The sequence below is a fragment of the Streptomyces krungchingensis genome, assembly GCF_054729265.1.
In genome coordinates, this window is record NZ_JBPUKY010000003.1 from 53,233 (window position 1) to 68,990 (window position 15,758).

At 67.6% G+C, this 15,758-nt stretch carries 12 protein-coding genes; 8 read left to right on the forward strand and 4 right to left on the reverse strand.

The genetic code is table 11. The features are described 5' to 3' along the window. The first annotated feature begins 65 nt into the window (after window positions 1-65). Both ACSYGO_RS46240 and ACSYGO_RS46245 read left to right on the forward strand, forming a co-directional pair. Window positions 66-2,495 carry a helicase associated domain-containing protein gene (locus ACSYGO_RS46240; protein ID WP_460390479.1) on the forward strand — a complete coding sequence of 810 codons (2,430 nt, stop codon included), beginning with the start codon at window positions 66-68 and terminating at the stop codon, window positions 2,493-2,495. A 441-nt stretch (window positions 2,496-2,936) separates the two neighbouring features. Beyond that, window positions 2,937-3,143: a DUF6417 family protein gene (locus tag ACSYGO_RS46245; RefSeq protein ID WP_460390480.1), complete on the forward strand. Its 207-nt coding sequence runs from the start codon at window positions 2,937-2,939 to the stop codon at window positions 3,141-3,143. A 256-nt stretch (window positions 3,144-3,399) separates the two neighbouring features. On the opposite strand, the gene ACSYGO_RS46250 is transcribed toward ACSYGO_RS46245, so the two are convergent. After that, entirely contained in the window at window positions 3,400-3,999 is a 600-nt protein-coding gene (locus tag ACSYGO_RS46250; RefSeq protein WP_460390481.1) for a hypothetical protein, read from the reverse strand. Between the two features lie 204 nt (window positions 4,000-4,203). Between ACSYGO_RS46250 and ACSYGO_RS46255 the strand changes: the two genes are divergently transcribed. Continuing rightward, entirely contained in the window at window positions 4,204-4,371 is a 168-nt protein-coding gene (locus ACSYGO_RS46255) for a hypothetical protein (protein ID WP_460390482.1), read from the forward strand. Between the two features lie 495 nt (window positions 4,372-4,866). On the opposite strand, the gene ACSYGO_RS46260 is transcribed toward ACSYGO_RS46255, so the two are convergent. Genes ACSYGO_RS46260 through ACSYGO_RS46270 form a run of 3 tightly spaced genes read right to left on the reverse strand, consistent with a single transcriptional unit; the run spans window position 4,867 to window position 9,136 of the window. Beyond that, window positions 4,867-5,850 (reverse strand): hypothetical protein, encoded by a 984-nt coding sequence (locus tag ACSYGO_RS46260; protein ID WP_460390483.1) that lies wholly within the window; start codon window positions 5,848-5,850, stop codon window positions 4,867-4,869. Then, the gene (locus ACSYGO_RS46265) at window positions 5,847-7,172 is read right to left on the reverse strand and encodes a CHAT domain-containing protein (protein WP_460390484.1); all 1,326 of its coding nucleotides are present in this window, start codon (window positions 7,170-7,172) and stop codon (window positions 5,847-5,849) included. The genes ACSYGO_RS46260 and ACSYGO_RS46265 overlap by 4 nt, the downstream gene beginning before the upstream one ends. Next, on the reverse strand, window positions 7,169-9,136 hold the full coding sequence (locus tag ACSYGO_RS46270) for a VMAP-C domain-containing protein (protein WP_460390485.1): 1,968 nt from the start codon (window positions 9,134-9,136) through the stop codon (window positions 7,169-7,171). Before ACSYGO_RS46270 ends, ACSYGO_RS46265 begins: the two co-directional genes overlap by 4 nt. Window positions 9,137-9,780: 644 nt before the next feature. Between ACSYGO_RS46270 and ACSYGO_RS46275 the strand changes: the two genes are divergently transcribed. The 5 genes from ACSYGO_RS46275 (at window position 9,781) to ACSYGO_RS46295 (ending at window position 15,663) form a co-directional block, all read left to right on the forward strand. Next, entirely contained in the window at window positions 9,781-10,542 is a 762-nt protein-coding gene (locus ACSYGO_RS46275) for a cyanobactin maturation protease PatG family protein (protein WP_460390486.1), read from the forward strand. Window positions 10,543-12,117: 1,575 nt separating this feature from the next. Then, the gene (locus tag ACSYGO_RS46280; RefSeq protein ID WP_460390487.1) at window positions 12,118-13,086 is read left to right on the forward strand and encodes a hypothetical protein; all 969 of its coding nucleotides are present in this window, start codon (window positions 12,118-12,120) and stop codon (window positions 13,084-13,086) included. A gap of 12 nt (window positions 13,087-13,098) precedes the next feature. Continuing rightward, window positions 13,099-13,698, forward strand: coding sequence for a CHAT domain-containing protein (locus ACSYGO_RS46285; RefSeq protein ID WP_460390488.1), 600 nt, complete (start codon window positions 13,099-13,101; stop codon window positions 13,696-13,698). A gap of 643 nt (window positions 13,699-14,341) precedes the next feature. Next, window positions 14,342-14,770 (forward strand): lamin tail domain-containing protein, encoded by a 429-nt coding sequence (locus tag ACSYGO_RS46290; protein WP_460390511.1) that lies wholly within the window; start codon window positions 14,342-14,344, stop codon window positions 14,768-14,770. A gap of 260 nt (window positions 14,771-15,030) precedes the next feature. Further along, a complete protein-coding gene (locus ACSYGO_RS46295) occupies window positions 15,031-15,663 on the forward strand; it encodes an HNH endonuclease family protein (RefSeq protein WP_460390489.1) in 633 nt (210 codons plus the stop codon). Window positions 15,664-15,758 lie beyond the last annotated feature (95 nt).

Sequence of the window (15,758 nt, forward strand, 5' to 3'; positions counted from 1 at the left end):
GGGTCTGCAGTGCCCGTCGGCCGGGCCGCTGCTGCCTGTACCGTCCCCTGAAGGGAGCCCCGGCCGTGGCAGGCCAAGGCGTCAAACAACTGCGGGTCCACCAGCAGGAAGCGTACGACGCCGCGGTGCGGGCCCTGTCCCGCATGCCCAGGGCCACGATCATCTCCGCCACCGGCACCGGAAAGACGATCACCGCCATCCGGATCGCCGAGCACTTCGCCGGCTCCGGGCACATCCTCGTCGTCGTCCCTTCCCTCAACCTGATCAGCCAGACCGCCTGGAACTGGCACGCCGACAGCAGCATCACCCGCATGCTTGCCGTTTGCACCCTCAAGACGAACACGGTGAGCTTCTCTGGCGACCGCCTGGCAACGACCACCGACTCGGCCCACCTCGCCCGCACACTGGCCGCCCGCCCCGGCTCGGCCGTCGTGTTCACCACCTACCACTCCCTTGGCGTGATCGCCCGCGCCCACCGGTACCACCGGCTCCCGCCCTGGCAGATCGTGATCATCGACGAGGCGCACCGCAGCAGCGGCAGCAGCAACAAAAGCTGGGCGCGTATCCACCACGACCATGAGATCCCCGCCGAGCGCCGCCTCTACATGACCGCCACCCCCCGCATCTGGAAGCCCGAGGAACCCAAGAAACCGCGCCGCCGCACCTCACAGCCCGACGAACCGCCCGAGCCGCTCGCCTCGATGGACGACCCCTCCATCTACGGGCCCGTCGTCTACAACCTTGGCCTCGCCGCCGCGATCGACCGCGGCATCCTCGCCGACTACCGCATCGTCGCGCCGGTCATCACCGACGACGACCTGCGCGACATCGTCACCACCGGCGACATCTCCCGCCACGCCAACGGCCTCCGCCTGGCCGCCCTGCAGGTCTGCCTCCTGCACACAATGCGAACCCACCGCATCCGCCGCGTCATCAGCTTCCACAGCCGCGTCGCCTACGCCCGCCAGTTCAGCGAGACACTGCCCCGCACCGTCGAGGCAGCCGCCTCAACCACCCGCGTGCGCCGCCTGTGGACCCGCGCCCTGCACAACGAGCAATCACCCCGCCTGCGCGCCCAGTTCCTGGCCGAGTTCGAAGGCACCCCCCTGCTGCGCCGCCGCTCCGGCCCCGCCGACCACGTCGACGGGGCTGTGCTGTCCAACGTCCGCATCCTGGGCGAAGGCGTCGACGTGCCCGACGCGGACGCCGTCCTGTTCGCCGACCCTAAACGCAGCGCCTCCGACATCATCCAGGCCCTGGGACGCGCCCTGCGCCAACCCCCCGGAGCAGGAAAAATCGCCGTCCTGATCATCCCCGTCTACATCGGTCCCCACCAAAGCACCGAACGAGCCATGCTCTGCTCGGAGTACGCCATCCTGTGGGAAGTCCTCAACGGGCTGCGCACCCACGACTCCCACTACTGGCGGCGCCTGGGCGGCGGCCACACCGATATCGATTCCGAGCGCATCATCCCCCGCCCCCCGCCGCCCGAGCGCGCCAGCGAGGTCGCCGCCGTCACCCAGCTGCGCACCCACCAGGTCGACACGGGACTGTGGCAGATCGGATGGAACGCTGCCATCCGCTTCTTCGAGCGCCGTGGACACCTCAACGTGCCCAGCGAGTACACCGACCGCACCGGATACCCCCTGGGACTCTGGCTGGGCCAGCAACGCTCGCTGTACGCCCACGGCAGCCTCGACGCCCAGCGCGCCCTCGCCCTGACCAGCCTCAACATCTCCTGGCCCCACCCCGAAAACAGCTTCGAGGCCCGCCTGGAACAAGCCATCACCCTCGCCGCCCACCACGGCACCCTGGCCGTCACCCGCGCCCCCACCCCGCACGAACGGCCCCTGCTGCGCTGGCTGGCCCGGCAGCGCCAGCTGGCCGCAGACCAAAAGCTGCACGGCGACCGCATCGATGCCCTCAACGCCGTCGACCCGTGGTGGAACCCGCCCTGGGGCGTGGCATGGCAGCACGACTACACCCACCTCACCCTCACACGGCACACCGCCCCCACACCCGCCTCCGGGTACACGGCCGCCGCCTGGCTGAACCACCAGCTCAACCAGCTGCCCGCCCTGCACCCTCAGCAGGTACGGCTGCTGGGCCAACTCGCCGCCCGACAGCCGGACTTGCACCCCCATGCCATGCTGCTGCTGCCAGCATCCGCACCGCGCGCCCGCGCCTTCGCCCGCGGCTTGACGGCCGCCCGCCAGTACATGCAGCGCGAAGGGCACCTGGATGTCCCGCTCGGCCACCGGGAAGACGTCCGCGGCGACGAGGTCCTCCTGGGCCAGTGGCTGCGCAGATGCCGCGGTGACACCGCACAGCTGACCATCCCCCAGACCACCGCCCTGACCGCGCTCGGCATCGACCTGGATCCCGTCTTCCAGCCCGCCCCCGCCCCGGACGAGGAGGAGCACACCACGGACGAGTCTTGGTGGTCCGCACCAGATCTGTCATGGACTCGGCCGTCTCCACTCGCCCTGCGCTGAACATCCCGCCCCCAGGCCACCACCCCGCAAAGGAAACGCGTTTGCCGCCTGCCGTACCTGCCCTGCCGCTGCACCCGCACCAGAAGGACGCACTGGGCAGCAGGAGACGATCGTCTACTCCCGCGCTGTCTGGGTCCTCCGCAGCGGCAGCGGATTCAGCTTTCCCCTTCCTTCTGGCTAGGAGAGTGCGAGGTCTTGGGAACATCCGTAGCTACATGCCGGATATAGGAGGCGTGGTCGTGAAGGGAACAGTGTCCCCGGGCCTCAGCTATTGCCCATGAGGACGATCGTTTGGCTGAAGCCTCATGGAGCCTTTCGCCGCGTAGGCGACCGCCCTTGACGACCACCGCTCGTCCGAGGCCCGGCGCCTCCGCTGCCCGGGCCGGATGCAAGTCAGGGACCGGCCGTGACTGGGCGGGCCCTGACAGCGTTGCGCCGTGCATGGATGACGACGACCAGCTTGATCTCGACGAGGTCGACTTCGCGCCTGTTGAAGAGACCGCCGAGCGGTTGGCACTGCTGACCCTGGAAGAGGCGCATGATCTACTCAGCTTGCTGTTGGCCGTAGCGCAGGACGGCGGCCCTATGTCGCCGGAGGCGGACCGCCTGGCCCGGGAAATTGCTGCCCGCATCCCGTCCGAGAACTGAGCGCCGGACCCACTCAATTGATCGTGTGTGCTGACGGCCCCCGCGCGGTGCGGTCCCGCGCCATGGTCGACTGCTGCGCACCGCCGGCGCGGCGGGTGACCTCGCTGTGTGCCTGCGGGCGAAGGCCGGGCCGGTCTCCGCGTCTGCTGGTGGCCCGACAGTTACCAACCTGTCGGCGGCTCCTGGCGTTACGCGGACTCCGCACGGGCCCTACTGGGGGCCAGCCGGAGTACGGCAGAGACGCGCCGCATGGTGTTTACCCCTGGTAAACGACACCGGGATGCCGGGGGGTACCGTCCACCTCCGGGCGTTCGAGCTCGATCGCGGTCATCGCCAGGTCAAAAGAGATGCCGTAGAAGTACTCCCGGTGTACCCGCCGTACCCGATCCCCGTTGAGCAATGTGTTCAACCGCTCAAGGACGTGCTCTTCCCACTGTCTGGCCGCCTGATCTGTGGCGCAGGGCTGTGAGGCCCAGGCGTCGAGAAGGAAGCACTGATGGATCTCGGCGGCGTGCTCGTGACGGCGGACCCTGTCCCTCAGCGCGGCCAGAGTCCGCCCCTCGACCATGCCGACCTTGATGTAGCGGACGATTCCCTCGAAAGCTAGCAGGTACAGCCGCCCCCCGAGCCTTTCAGGCTGCTCGTCGCCGATTTCGTCGCGGCGCAGGGCGCGCCAAGAGCCCGAGCGGGCGGCGGCGATGTCGTCAGGATGGTAGTCGGGCAGTGTGCCCTGGGTGCGCGCGGAGATGCGGGCGCGGTCGAGGCGTATCTGGGCTTGTTCGTGGGCGTCGGCTGCAGCCAGCAGATGCAGGTCGAGGTGGGAGAAGTCCTCGAAGTCGCCGAAAGGGATGGTCATCAGGCCAGCATGCCCGCTCCGGGAGCGGGACAGGGGCTGCTTCACTTCTCGCATCGACCGCGGCAAGTTCGCGTTGGACGCGGGGCAAATCGAGGCGTGCGCCCGGCGACTCGCCGGGCAACGGCTGCTTCCCGACCGTGGCCTACAGCGGACGGCACCCGGTTCGACGTCCCGTTCTTCGTCGTCCAGGGCGCCTCCGACCTGGTGAACACGCCGACTCGCGCCCGTACCTTCTTCGACGACGTCCAGGACCCGGTCAAGGAGTTCGCCCTGATCGAGGACGTCGGTCACTTCGCCGCCTACAAGCGGCCCGAACTCCTCCTCGACTTCCTCCTCACCCGCGTCCTCCCCACCCTCCCAAGCACCCGATAGACCGTCAGGCGCCTGGGTGTGTCCGCCAGGCTCGGTGGTGGTCCGGCCAATGCCGGACACGACGGCCGCCAGCACCGCGGCGCCGGCCCGCGGACTCGACGCGGCATAGCGGCAGATGACCGGCCGCCTGGAAGAGCCGGCGCCGACGCGAAGGTCGAGATCGTCGTCCCCGGAAGCGGGGGACGTGCCCGGCTGAGCTGGCGCGGTGCACGAACCGGGGTACCTGACCTGGTTCAAAGCCTTGCTGACCGGCCTCGAAGCCCCATCCCAGCCCCCCGCTCCCGTTTCTGGCTACCCACACGGCCAGCGCCAGTGCTGCCCGGAGGCACCTCGCACAAGCGGAAGTATGAGTGCATGAACGATCCCCACGACCGGCACAGGCTCCCCGCGCGGCAACTGCCCGAACGACTGCGGTCAGTCGGACCGGGCTGGCACCCGCTGCTGCTGCAACTGCACGAACACACGGTCGTGGCCACGGTCGCAACAGTGAAGCTTTCAGCGGGCGTAGTCGGCGAGGGAGAGGAGGAGGTGTGCGGTTTCGGGCCGTAGATGGTCCGAATGAGCTCCGGCGGGTCCGCTTCCGTGTGTGAAGACGTCGCTTGCGTCGATGCTGACGAAGCGGTGATCGAGGTCGGTGATGGGGTAGATGTCGTCGGTGTTGTGCATGCGGATGCCGGACACGGGGGCGGGTGCGGTCCCGATGCCTGCGTAGCCGATGCCGGCTCGTTTCTCCGCCCGCAGGTGCCAGAAGCCGTTGGCGCGGTCGTGCTGTGAGTAGGTGGCGGCCACCGGGCCGCGTAGCGGCGCTTTCCCCAGTGAGGTGAATGTGGCCGAGAAGGCATCGCGGGGCGCTGCCATCTGGAGCAGCAGCATCGAGTCAGCAGTGAAGGGGCGGCCGGGTGGCTGCGGAGTGCTCCAGCCGAGGGTGGGTGGCTCGTCGGCTGCCCACTGGACGGCCTCGCACAGAAGGCGGCAGCCGAAGGAGTGGCCGATGGCGTGGAGGTACTGGCCGTCTCGGTTGGCCAGGACAGCGGGTGCGCCCGGGTCTGGGCGGTGTGCGTCGAGGTAGCCGAGCAACTGGCCGATGACATGGGAGGCGTGGCCTTGTGTGCTCATGGCGTGTGCGCGATCGCGGATGCGGCGATAGCCGCCGAGAGAGGCCAGGGAACGGGAGGGCCAGCGGATCAGAACGATCCACGGCCGCCAGGGCTGCAATGCCGGATACATCTGCGGACGACGGTCGTACTGGTGTGCTGCGAGGTCCAGGAGGCGGTGGACCGCGGTGAGTGCCGAGTCCGGGGAGGTCTGCCAGCCGTGGACATACACCAGGAGGTCGCTGGCCCAGCCCGGCGGTGTCAGCTCGTCGGCGAAGTGGTCGAGCAGCCGGTTGCTGGGGACGGGGCGCGGGCCTTGGACAGTGGTCGCCAGGAGCCGGCCGTGAAGGTCGAGGTCGACCGGATGAACGTCGGCCGGGCTCATGCGGTGTCCTCTCGCTTGTCGGCCGGTGGGGCGGCTCGTTCCAGTCGTGCGTCCATGCCGCAGTGCAGGGCGTAGGCGAAGCCAAGCGGGTTGTGGAATTCGTCGGCGAAGTGCCGGGCGACGATGTGCGCCGCCTCGCCGGCCGTGTGCTGGCCGGCCAGGTAGCGGGTGAGGAACTCCAGCGCGTACTCGGCCGCGAAGATCTGCGGCATCTCGATCTGCGGGGCGAGGACGCCCCTGGCGCCCGAGCGGATGAGTGCTCCGCCGAGGAAGGCCGGGTCGCAGCCCTCCGCGGGCACACCCGCATGGCAGGCGTTGAGCATCACGAAAGGCTGGAACGGGTGGTCGTCACCCGCGCCGTGCCGGCATTCGCGCACCGTCTGCGCGTCGATGGGGATGCCGTCCGTGAGTCTCAGGGCCAGGGAGGGCGGGTGGGCGCCGTTCGGCACGAAATGGCCGTGGCACCAGAAGTACATCAGGTGCTCGCACAGGCTGCGGTCCGCGAGAGCGAGCCGGAGTTCCGAACGCCTGCTGCGCCGAACGAAGTTGGTGTCCCGGGCGAGTAGCGCGGCCACGTCGGCCGCCCGGGTGCGGCCATGGCCGTCGACCTGCTCGTCATGGTTGAGGCTCACCGTGGGCAGTTCCGGCGCCCCCGCGCGGCTGCTCAGCCACGGGTACGCTCCGCCGGTCTGCTCGATCTGATGGCGGTGGCCGAGGAAGCGCTGGTAGACGGCTGAAGCGACCGCGGCGGCAGCTGACTGTGGCAGATCCTCGGGCCGCAGGCATAGCATCGGCCAGGGGATATACAGCTCGGAGTCGAATCGCACCCTCAACCTCTCGCGTGCAGAGAGGGTTCCCGCCAGGTGTTTGCGAAAGAGCGCGACGTGTGGATCTTGGCCGCCCAGCAGGGTGTCGAAGAGTAACTGCTGTCCGGCCAACGCCAGTTCGTCCGAAATCTCGTGCAGCTCGTCCGGCGGCTGGGACCGCAGGTCCACCAGAGCGGTGTACGGGTACTCCGGGATCCCCTGAGTCGGGCGGGCGTCGTGATCCGGTGACCGGAACCCGACGAAGATGTCCTTCCACAGGCGGCACAGGCGCATGGATGCTGCGTGCACGTCGACGGGGCGTGCGGTGAGGTCAGCGCGATGTTCGGTGCCGAACAGGGACGCTACGGCCGGCCCGTACATGCGCGCCCGGATACGGTCGCCGGACAGGATGTCGAAACAGACGATGAGGTCCGGGCTCTGGGCGACTTCGTCAGGCAGCGTGGTGAAGCCCCGGCTGGGGTCCTGCACCACCCGGACTGCGACTTCTGTGCTCATCGCCCGCTACCGCCCTGCTGCGACACCGTGTGGATTGCGGCCGCGCCCGGGTGGTCTTTGTCACGGACATCGAACTCCGCCTCCACCTCCTGCAAGACCGTGCCGGTGCGCTCCAGGGAGACGGTGAAGCGAATGACGTGGCGGCCGGGGCTGCGGGCAACGAACGTGAACTCGGCGCCGTCTTCTTCCCGTTCGCACGGGCGCAGTAGGGCTGTAGCGGGCTCGACGGTCGCCGAGGTGAGCGGCGTTGCAGTGACGGCCAGCCACGGACGTCGGGCGGTCTCGGAATCCGACCAGGGATGAGCAGAGCCCGGGGCTACGCGTAGCAGGAGCCGGCTCTCGGCGGAGGTGACGGGCAACCCGTCGACCACAGTGACGCGGACGTGGCAGATGTCGGCATCGGCGTCCCGCGAGACGCGTCCGTCTCTTCCCGCCGCGGTGCCGCGTGACCGGCGCAACCCTTCAGGCTGTGTTGGGGGTCGCGTCAGCTGCAAGACTTCCTGTGCGCCGAGCGGACTGGGTTTGCGGTCCGGATCGTCGAACAGGACGGTCATATGGCGGCCGACGTGCTGATCCCAGCCCTCCGGGCCAAGGGCCAGAGCCTCCCTTCGCCAGGTCCCGACGCGCTCGGCCAGGCCGCTCAGGTTGCCTTGTTGTGTGATCTCGGCAACAGCGTTTCGGAACTGCGGGTCCGAGCAGTCGCTGCGATGCCAGATCATTGCCGGCACACCCGCCCGCAGCCCGGCCAACAACTCGCGGCGGCCCATGCCGGACGGATTCGACGGCGGCTCGCTGAGGACCAGGCACACCGCCTGGGCGTCCTCCTTCAGTTCGCGCTCAAGGTGGAAGGGGTGCGAGTCGCCGCCGGGCCTGCCCCAGTAAGGGTGCACGTCCGCCGGACGTTCCTGCAGATGACGCCACTTGGTGTGCCAGGCCCGGTGCCAGCCGGTCCGCTGCAGGCGTTCCAGGCTGCGCACTACCACGGGATAGTCCATGACCAGGGGAACCGGCAAGGCGGAGTCGGACTTGATGGACCACCACTCGACCGGCTCGTTGAGCAGTTTCTCGGGCAGGATGAACTCGACGATCACTGGCTGACGCAGATCCGCCCACTTGTCTTCAGCCTCTTCCACCAGCCGCTCCACGGCGCCCGGCAACTCCTCCCGGCTATACAGGGCGGTCTCGCCAGGCACAGGGTGCCAGCCGTCGGAGTCGGATTGACGCCAGTGTGAGACGTAGTAACGGTCCGCCACTACGCGGTCCGGCTCGAACTGGATGACCAGATATGCGGGTACGAGGGAGGGCGCCGGCTGCGTGAAGTCCGGCCGCCAGTCCCCCAGCAGGTCGTTCACGCTCAGTTCCCTGGCATGGTGGCGGTTGAAGCGGCGCAGTACTTCGGCTTCTGCTGGCCGACCGTCCTCCATCATCTGCTCGGCGCACAGGGTGAGGAACGCCATGCTGGGCGGCAGTTCATCAGCGGGGGAGTTCTCGCCTGCCAGTCGCAGAAAGACCTGCCAAGGCGTCCGGCACCACGTAGGCAGTTCCTGAACACGCGACCGGCTTGCCCGCCTCGCCATGGCTGCCAGGCCCCAGGACCGCTCAGATGACAGCGCGGGCCGCAGCACTCTCAGGTCGGCACCGGCGAAGAAGTCGACGGCATCCCACTCGTCCACCAGCGGCCACAACGCCGCGACCGCCTTCGACTGCTGCTCCACATATTCCAGCGTCCGCGCCAGGCACGCGAGCCCGTCCCCCGAGTTGGTGCAGGCCCGCACGGTATGCAGCAGCCAGGAGCGCACCGGCTCCTGCCCCAACGGCTCGACAGATATTCCGAGTTCGTCCGCGAGCATGACAGACCAGATCTCCCGGGAGACGGCCTCCTGTACCGTGGCCGAGCCCTGGAGCACGTCCACAATGCCGACGATGAGATCATTGCGTACGCGCGCCGGACTGTGCTGCTCCACCCCGTAACCTCCAGACGCCATCACTGCCTCTGACGGCGCCAACCAGCGTAATGCCGCCTGCAGGCCACGAGTGAGCGATAGCCACATCTGCCGTTGAACCTGGCTCCTGAGGCCGCGCGCGGGCTCGCTCCGCCTTCCGCTACCCCCTCCGGCACTTCCAGCTGGACAGTTGCAACGGGCTGCCCCTACGAGGGCCAGCGCGGGTGCCCATGAAGCTTGAACGGCTAAAGGGGTAGATCAGGCGATGTCTTGGTTTCTGTCTGAATTGCCCGTACCTCTCCTGAGTGGCCGATGCCATGCTGTCCTCCTGACCAGGGGAGGTTGGCCATGCCGGACAGGCCCGCTCAAACTGATGAGAACTCCGCTCCCACAACCGTCCGACTCCCGCGCTTCCTGCTCCCCGAACCCGTCGGACTCGGTGACGTCGTCAAACGTCTCACCACAGCAGTGGGGGTACGCCCCTGCGGGGGCTGCACGAAGCGCGCTGAACGACTCAACCAGAGCGTGCAATTTCGGTCACGCCCATGACCGCGGCCTCCGAACCAGACGACACTCTGTCCCCAGAGATGGCCCCACTCCCGTCCGCACCCTTCGGGCCGCCCGCCAACACAACGCGCACACAAATGCCGGAGCCACGGTCCTGGGTGTACACCATCGGCCGGATCGTGCCCCGCTTTCCGGACCTCGGCCTGGAGAAAGAATTCGCACAAGCGGCCGGTGGAGTCGCGCCCGACGAGACAATCGGTACCGACCAGCTACGCGCAGTCCTTGTGCGACGAGAAAACGCCTACCTGACTACGCTGATCTGCTGGACCTTCACCTCCGCAGACATGGATGCGTTCACCATCCGGATCCGCGACGCCGCCGAAGCGGCTTCACTGGTCGAGGCCCTGCCCGCCGCCCGGGACACTGACACCACCGTGCAAGCGATCATCGGGCACGCCGGACCGGCCCACCTCGACGAACCCTGCGCGGCCGCCGGACTCCCCTCGGTGTCCGTCGACCACCTGCTGACCTTTCCTCTCACCGAGTTCATTGACGCGCTCGTGGCAGACGTCGAGGAGAAGGAGCAGGCCACAGCACGCGACAGCGCCAAAGACCTCTACACCCGGCTCACCCGTCACTCGACGAACTGGGGATTCTCGCCGGCCGACCGGGCCCGCAACTATCTGGCCCTGCGCTATTTGCAGATGTATCACCTGGTCTACCGCGCACGCTGCGAGAGCAAGGTGTTCCTCGGCCTGGACTCAAGAGAGATGTCGAGCCCGGGCACTCGTCAGCTCGTGGCCGTCAGGCTGGGTTTCAGGGACCGGCGGACCGATGTCGTCGAGCAGTATCAGTGCGTCGTCGATGTCACCGACCGCTTCCCCTTCCTCGCCAGCGCACTGACCAGCGTGTACGACTGATCCGGCGGCCCCCGTCATGCTCACTCTGCCGGCCCTCACCGCGGTTCACGCCCTGGACGACAGGGACCGGATCTTTCGGGTGCGTGCCGAACTTAACAGCGCTGCTATTGCCGTATCCGCCGCTGTGGCGAAGAAGGTGAATGCTTGCAACACCCTGCTTGGTGGAGCGAGTCAGTGCTCCAAGGGGACCACGTGCACGCCCGACATCCAGTACAACCACTCAGGCGGATACGGCGACGGGGTCTGCTGTCCGCCAGGGCAGGTCGGGTGCGGCGGAAGATGTCACGACCGCTGCCCCGCTCCGAAGCGGCTGGACCGTGTCAACTGCGATGTCTGCCAGTGCCCGAGTGTGAACCCTGGCCCTCCTGTCTGCGTGGACGGGCTGACCTGGGACGACCAACTGTGCTTGTGCAGGTGCGATCGCAGCGTTCCGTGTCCGGATTACCGTATGGCCCGGGCGGAAGACGGTTGTCAGTGCCGGTGCCCCACCACTCTCACGGACTGCCAGGGCTACTGCACTGACCTCCGTAGCGACCCGCTTTTCTGCGGGTCGTGCGATGCCGCGCCATGCGATCCCTTCGAGGAGCTGTGCTGTTCAGGCAAGTGCACGAACATCTGCAGCGACACCAACTGCGGGAAGTGCGGACGAGGACTTGAGCCCGGCGAGAAGTGTTGCCGCCCAAACTGCACCCCCACGATGCTCGGCACCGACACGAACTGCGGGGACTGCGGGGACATCTGCCATGCCGACCGACACTGCATCGACGGCACCTGCCAATGTCCACCCGGCAAGCGGAACTGTTGCAAGAATCCGCCTTGTTCCAACGACTGCTGCCCCAAGGACAGGCTGTGCTGCGGAGGCGACTGCTGCCCATCTGGTTCGAACGCGTGCTGTGACGGAAAATGCGTGGACACTGCGACGGACTCGTCTCACTGCGGCAGCTGTGGTGTGGCCTGCCGCAGCCCCTACCGCTGTGTAAACGGCAGCTGCCAGTGCCCCTTTGGGGAGTTTCCCTGCGGCTTGGACTGTTGCCAGGGCGGCAAAGAAGTGTGCTCGAACGGGCACTGCTGCCCACTGGGGCTGACCTGGTGCAATGGGGAATGCGTTGACCTCGCCTCCGATCGCCGCAACTGTGGCGAATGCGGAAACAACTGCGGAACGACCTGGTGGGCAGGTACCTACCCGCCAGCACCCGGTGAGTACCCCATGAACTGCATCGAAGGCCAGTGCCGGTGTCCGGATTCCTGGAGCAAGTGCGGCGGTGCACGCCAATGCTGTCCACCCCAGTGGCCCGTGTGCACCGGTCTCTTGACGAACGGCGGTGCGAACCATCTGTGCTGTGGAGCGGGTGAGATCGGGGCACCAAGCCGCTACACCGGACAGAACACCTGCTGCTCGCCCGGTAGCACGACCATAGTCAATGGCCGTCGGTACTGCGTGTAGTCCAGCGGACAGGGAATCACGGAGGTGACGTCATCGCCTACAGGATCCGCTGGGAGCGGTTCGTCAGTCAGCTACCGGACTACGACCTGATCAACGTGATCATTGAACCCGGAGCGGTCTCCGCTGAGGTAGTGGATTTCCGTCTGGTCGCCGGCGAAGGCATCCGGTGGTGGAAGGGGCTCTACGTACCGGACGGCCTGGGCAGCGCCTGGGAGATCTGGACGCAGAACGACCGGACCTCCGATTCGGTCGCGTTGTGGGCACACCAGGTGGCAAACGGTCAGGATCTCGAGTTCCGCAAGGCCAAGCTCTTCGGAGTGCACACCGGGATGTATGCGCTTGGCAACCTGGAGCGCCTGGCGGGCGGAACCAGGGTGACCTTCCAATGGGCACAGGACGAAGATCCCTACCCCTTCGCCTGGCTCGTGGACGCCCAGATCAATCTGCCCCAGCGCGGGGGCCGATACCATGCCCAGCCGAACCAGCAGTTCCAGGCCCGTGTGCGCTACCTCCACCCTGAGGGGCCCATCTGGACACGCGACGCTCGCATCAAGCTCGGCTCTCAAGCGCCGCCTGACAACACCACCTGGGGACTTAACCGTGTGGAGATCTCCCAGGCCGGCGACGCGCCCTGGTTCACGATCAACGCGCGGGCGCCGTCGGCTCCTGGCGAGTACCTCTTTCACTGGCGCCTGCTCCAGGAAGGCGTTCGCTGGTTCGGCCCCACCTGGGCCCGCACCGTCGTCGTCGACCCACCGCCACCACCGAGCGGTGGCGAGGCGACTATCGTCCTTACGCGGCCCGATCCTGCCGACGTGACTTACGACGCCGACTCCCCGGACCCTTCTGTGACGCCTGCTTACCCCATGCCGCGCCATGCGCTGGTACAGAGCGTGCTGAACACGAGCGGCCACCGACTGTTCCTGGCCCACCGCGACCGTGTGCTGCACCAGACCCAGTACGTACTGCTCAACGCCCACCAGGAGTACACCGTGCCGTTCGCCGGGCTGGAGGTGGAAGGACTGTGGCGCGCCCAGTACCGCGGATCCATACTTCCCCCAGCTGAACTGACACTCTCCGTCACCTGGCACGCCCCGTAGCAGGACCCCGACATGGGACCGGTTCACGGCTCGATGCAAGGGGCGTTCGTGGTCCCCCTGGGATCTCCGCCTGAGGCAGCCGGGGAAGTCGACCGGATTCGCGCCTGTTTGGACGCAGCTCCGGACGACAGTGGCCCGCTGACCACTCAGCAAGAACTCGCCGACCTGATCGATCTCGGAGAGGGTGGGGTGATTCACTTCGCCTGCCATAACACCTTCACAGCCGGCGGGTCCAGCGTCACGATGTCGGACGCCGCCTTCGATCCGATCGACATGAGAACGGCTGCCGAGTCCCGCTCGCGGCGCGAGGGACGCCCGCTGGTCTTCTTCAATGCCTGTCGCAGTGCCGGGGAGATCGACTGGTTCGGCAGCTCTCTCGGATGGGCGCCAACTTTCTTGCGTGCAGGTGCCGGGGCGTTCATCGGAACCCTCTGGCCCGTCCGCCCAGACTCGGCCATGGCCTTCGCCTTCTACCGGCAGCTCACCGTCGGCGGCCAGACACTCGGCGACGCCTCCCTCCATGCTCGTCGAGAGATCCGGGAGGATGGCGGAGACCGGACCTGCCTGGCCTACGCGGTATACGGCAACCCGGCTGCCCGACACAGCGGATGAGCGCGGCCGCGGCAGCTCCTCACGCAGGGATGGGGGTGACATTCAAGGGCGAGGCCGCCTGAGGGCGAAAGGCTGGACGCCCTCCGTGTCTGCTAGTGTTGATCTTGAACTGGTCGGTGGAAGTGACGCTGGCCGGTGGTGCGTTGGTGGTCCAAGGAAAGACGTCCCGCTTCCTGCGGGGAGATGCAGGTGCAAGGCCTGCCCGGCGCTCGGTGAAAAGCCCTGTCCCGCGTTGCGCGGGGCGGGGCTCTTTTCATGTCGGATGCGAGCCTGGCTGGGAGGGCTGTTACTCACTTTCGGGTGACGGCCGATTGCTGGGTGGGGTGGCGTGGGCTGGCGGGATTGGTGTAGGGGCCAGTGGTGAGGCCACGTGTCGGGGTGAGGGGTCGTCAACCTGGTGCATTCACCGCATACATGGATGATGCATCCAAGGGTCACGGCAATATGGACGATCCGTAACACGGTTCACGTCTCGTTCACATCTGGGCGCATCCGTGGGCAGGGTGTGAATGCGCGGCCGTCCGGCCGCCACCCGCACACCGCCCAACCCAACCTGTCATCTGGTACGTCGGGTTGGGCCCGCACGAAGCAGGGGGAACCTGTGACCGTATCGAAGACCGCCGCCCGCCTGACCGCCGCTGCGCTGACCTGCGCGGCCGTCACCGCGGCGCTCGCGGTACCGGCGTCCGCCGCCGACCACCGTCCGCACCGGCCGAACGTGGAGATCAGCCGGGTGCAGTACGACTCCCCGGGACGCGACGACCGCTCGAACCGCTCCCTGAACAAGGAGTGGGTGGAGATCACCAACAACACCCGCCGGGCGGTGAATCTGGACGGCTGGACGCTGTCGGACGAGGACGGCCACACCTACACCTTCGACCACTACCGCCTGGACGGTAGGGCGACCGTCCGCGTTCACACCGGCATCGGCCGCGACTCTCGCACCGACCTCTACCAGGACCGCCGCCACTACGTGTGGGACAACCGCTCCGACACCGCGACCCTGCGCAACGACCGCGACCGTTTCGTCGACGACACCTCCTGGGGGCAGCACCGTCACCACCGCCGCTGAACCAGCCCGCTCCGCAATCGTGGTAGCCGGCGGGCCGACGTCGTTGCCGCGGTAGGGGAGCAGATCGTGGCGGGGGCGGGCAGGGAACTCCCGGCCCGCCCCCGCCGTCGCGCGCGCTCCCGCCCGTCCAGGGCGGTGACCGTGCGGTGAAGGCGGCGTGGAGGGGTTGTCACGCCCGCTCAACGCGCGTAGCGAACCCGGCCGGGAATCCGGTTTCCTCATGAACGCATCTCCAACCCCCCACACTTTTTGGAGAGTTCATGCACCGCACTGCCTACGGCCTGCCCGCAGCGTCTCTGCTCCTGCTCACGCTCGCCGGCGCACCCGCGCTCGCCGACCCGCCTCCGCCGCCGTCGAGTGCGACCGCCCGCAGCGAGCTTGCCGCCCTCACCGTCGCCACCCCGCACTCGATGGACGGCTACGCCCGCGACAAGTTCGACATCTGGTCCACCCAGCCCGACGGCTGCACCACCCGCCAGGACGTCCTGGCCCGCGACGGCAAGAACATCGAGGACCAGGCCGACGGCTGTCAGCCCTCGAGCGGCTCCTGGTACTCCGCCTACGACGACACCACCGTCACGACCGTCGCCCAGGCCACCATCGACCACATGGTCCCCCTCGCCGAGGCATGGCGTTCCGGCGCCGATGACTGGACCGCCGATGAGCGCAAAGCCTTCGGCAACGACCTCAAAGACCCCCAGCTCCTCATCGCCTCGCAGTCATCCAACTCAGCCAAGTCCGACAGCGGCCCCGCCGACTGGAAACCCACCAACCACGCGTTCTGGTGCACCTACGCCAAGGACTACACCCACATCAAATCCCTCTGGAAACTGACCACCACCGACGACGAGAAGACCGCCCTGACCTCCATGCTCGACACCTGCACCAACTGACCCAGAAACTCTTTGGCCCCACCTCTGTCTTCGGCTAATACGCTGAGTGCTGCTTCTTCCTGGTCCCGCATGATGCCCACCCGCACTCGATATGC

What these genes read in the sequence shown, in the direction of transcription:
- ACSYGO_RS46245 (WP_460390480.1), top strand. Translation starts at nt 2,937, where the DNA reads ATGGATGACGACGACCAGCTTGATCTCGACGAGGTCGACTTCGCGCCT.
- ACSYGO_RS46250 (WP_460390481.1), bottom strand. Translation starts at nt 3,999, where the DNA reads ATGACCATCCCTTTCGGCGACTTCGAGGACTTCTCCCACCTCGACCTG.
- ACSYGO_RS46260 (WP_460390483.1), bottom strand. Translation starts at nt 5,850, where the DNA reads ATGAGCCCGGCCGACGTTCATCCGGTCGACCTCGACCTTCACGGCCGG.
- ACSYGO_RS46265 (WP_460390484.1), bottom strand. Translation starts at nt 7,172, where the DNA reads ATGAGCACAGAAGTCGCAGTCCGGGTGGTGCAGGACCCCAGCCGGGGC.
- ACSYGO_RS46285 (WP_460390488.1), top strand. Translation starts at nt 13,099, where the DNA reads ATGGGACCGGTTCACGGCTCGATGCAAGGGGCGTTCGTGGTCCCCCTG.
- ACSYGO_RS46295 (WP_460390489.1), top strand. Translation starts at nt 15,031, where the DNA reads ATGCACCGCACTGCCTACGGCCTGCCCGCAGCGTCTCTGCTCCTGCTC.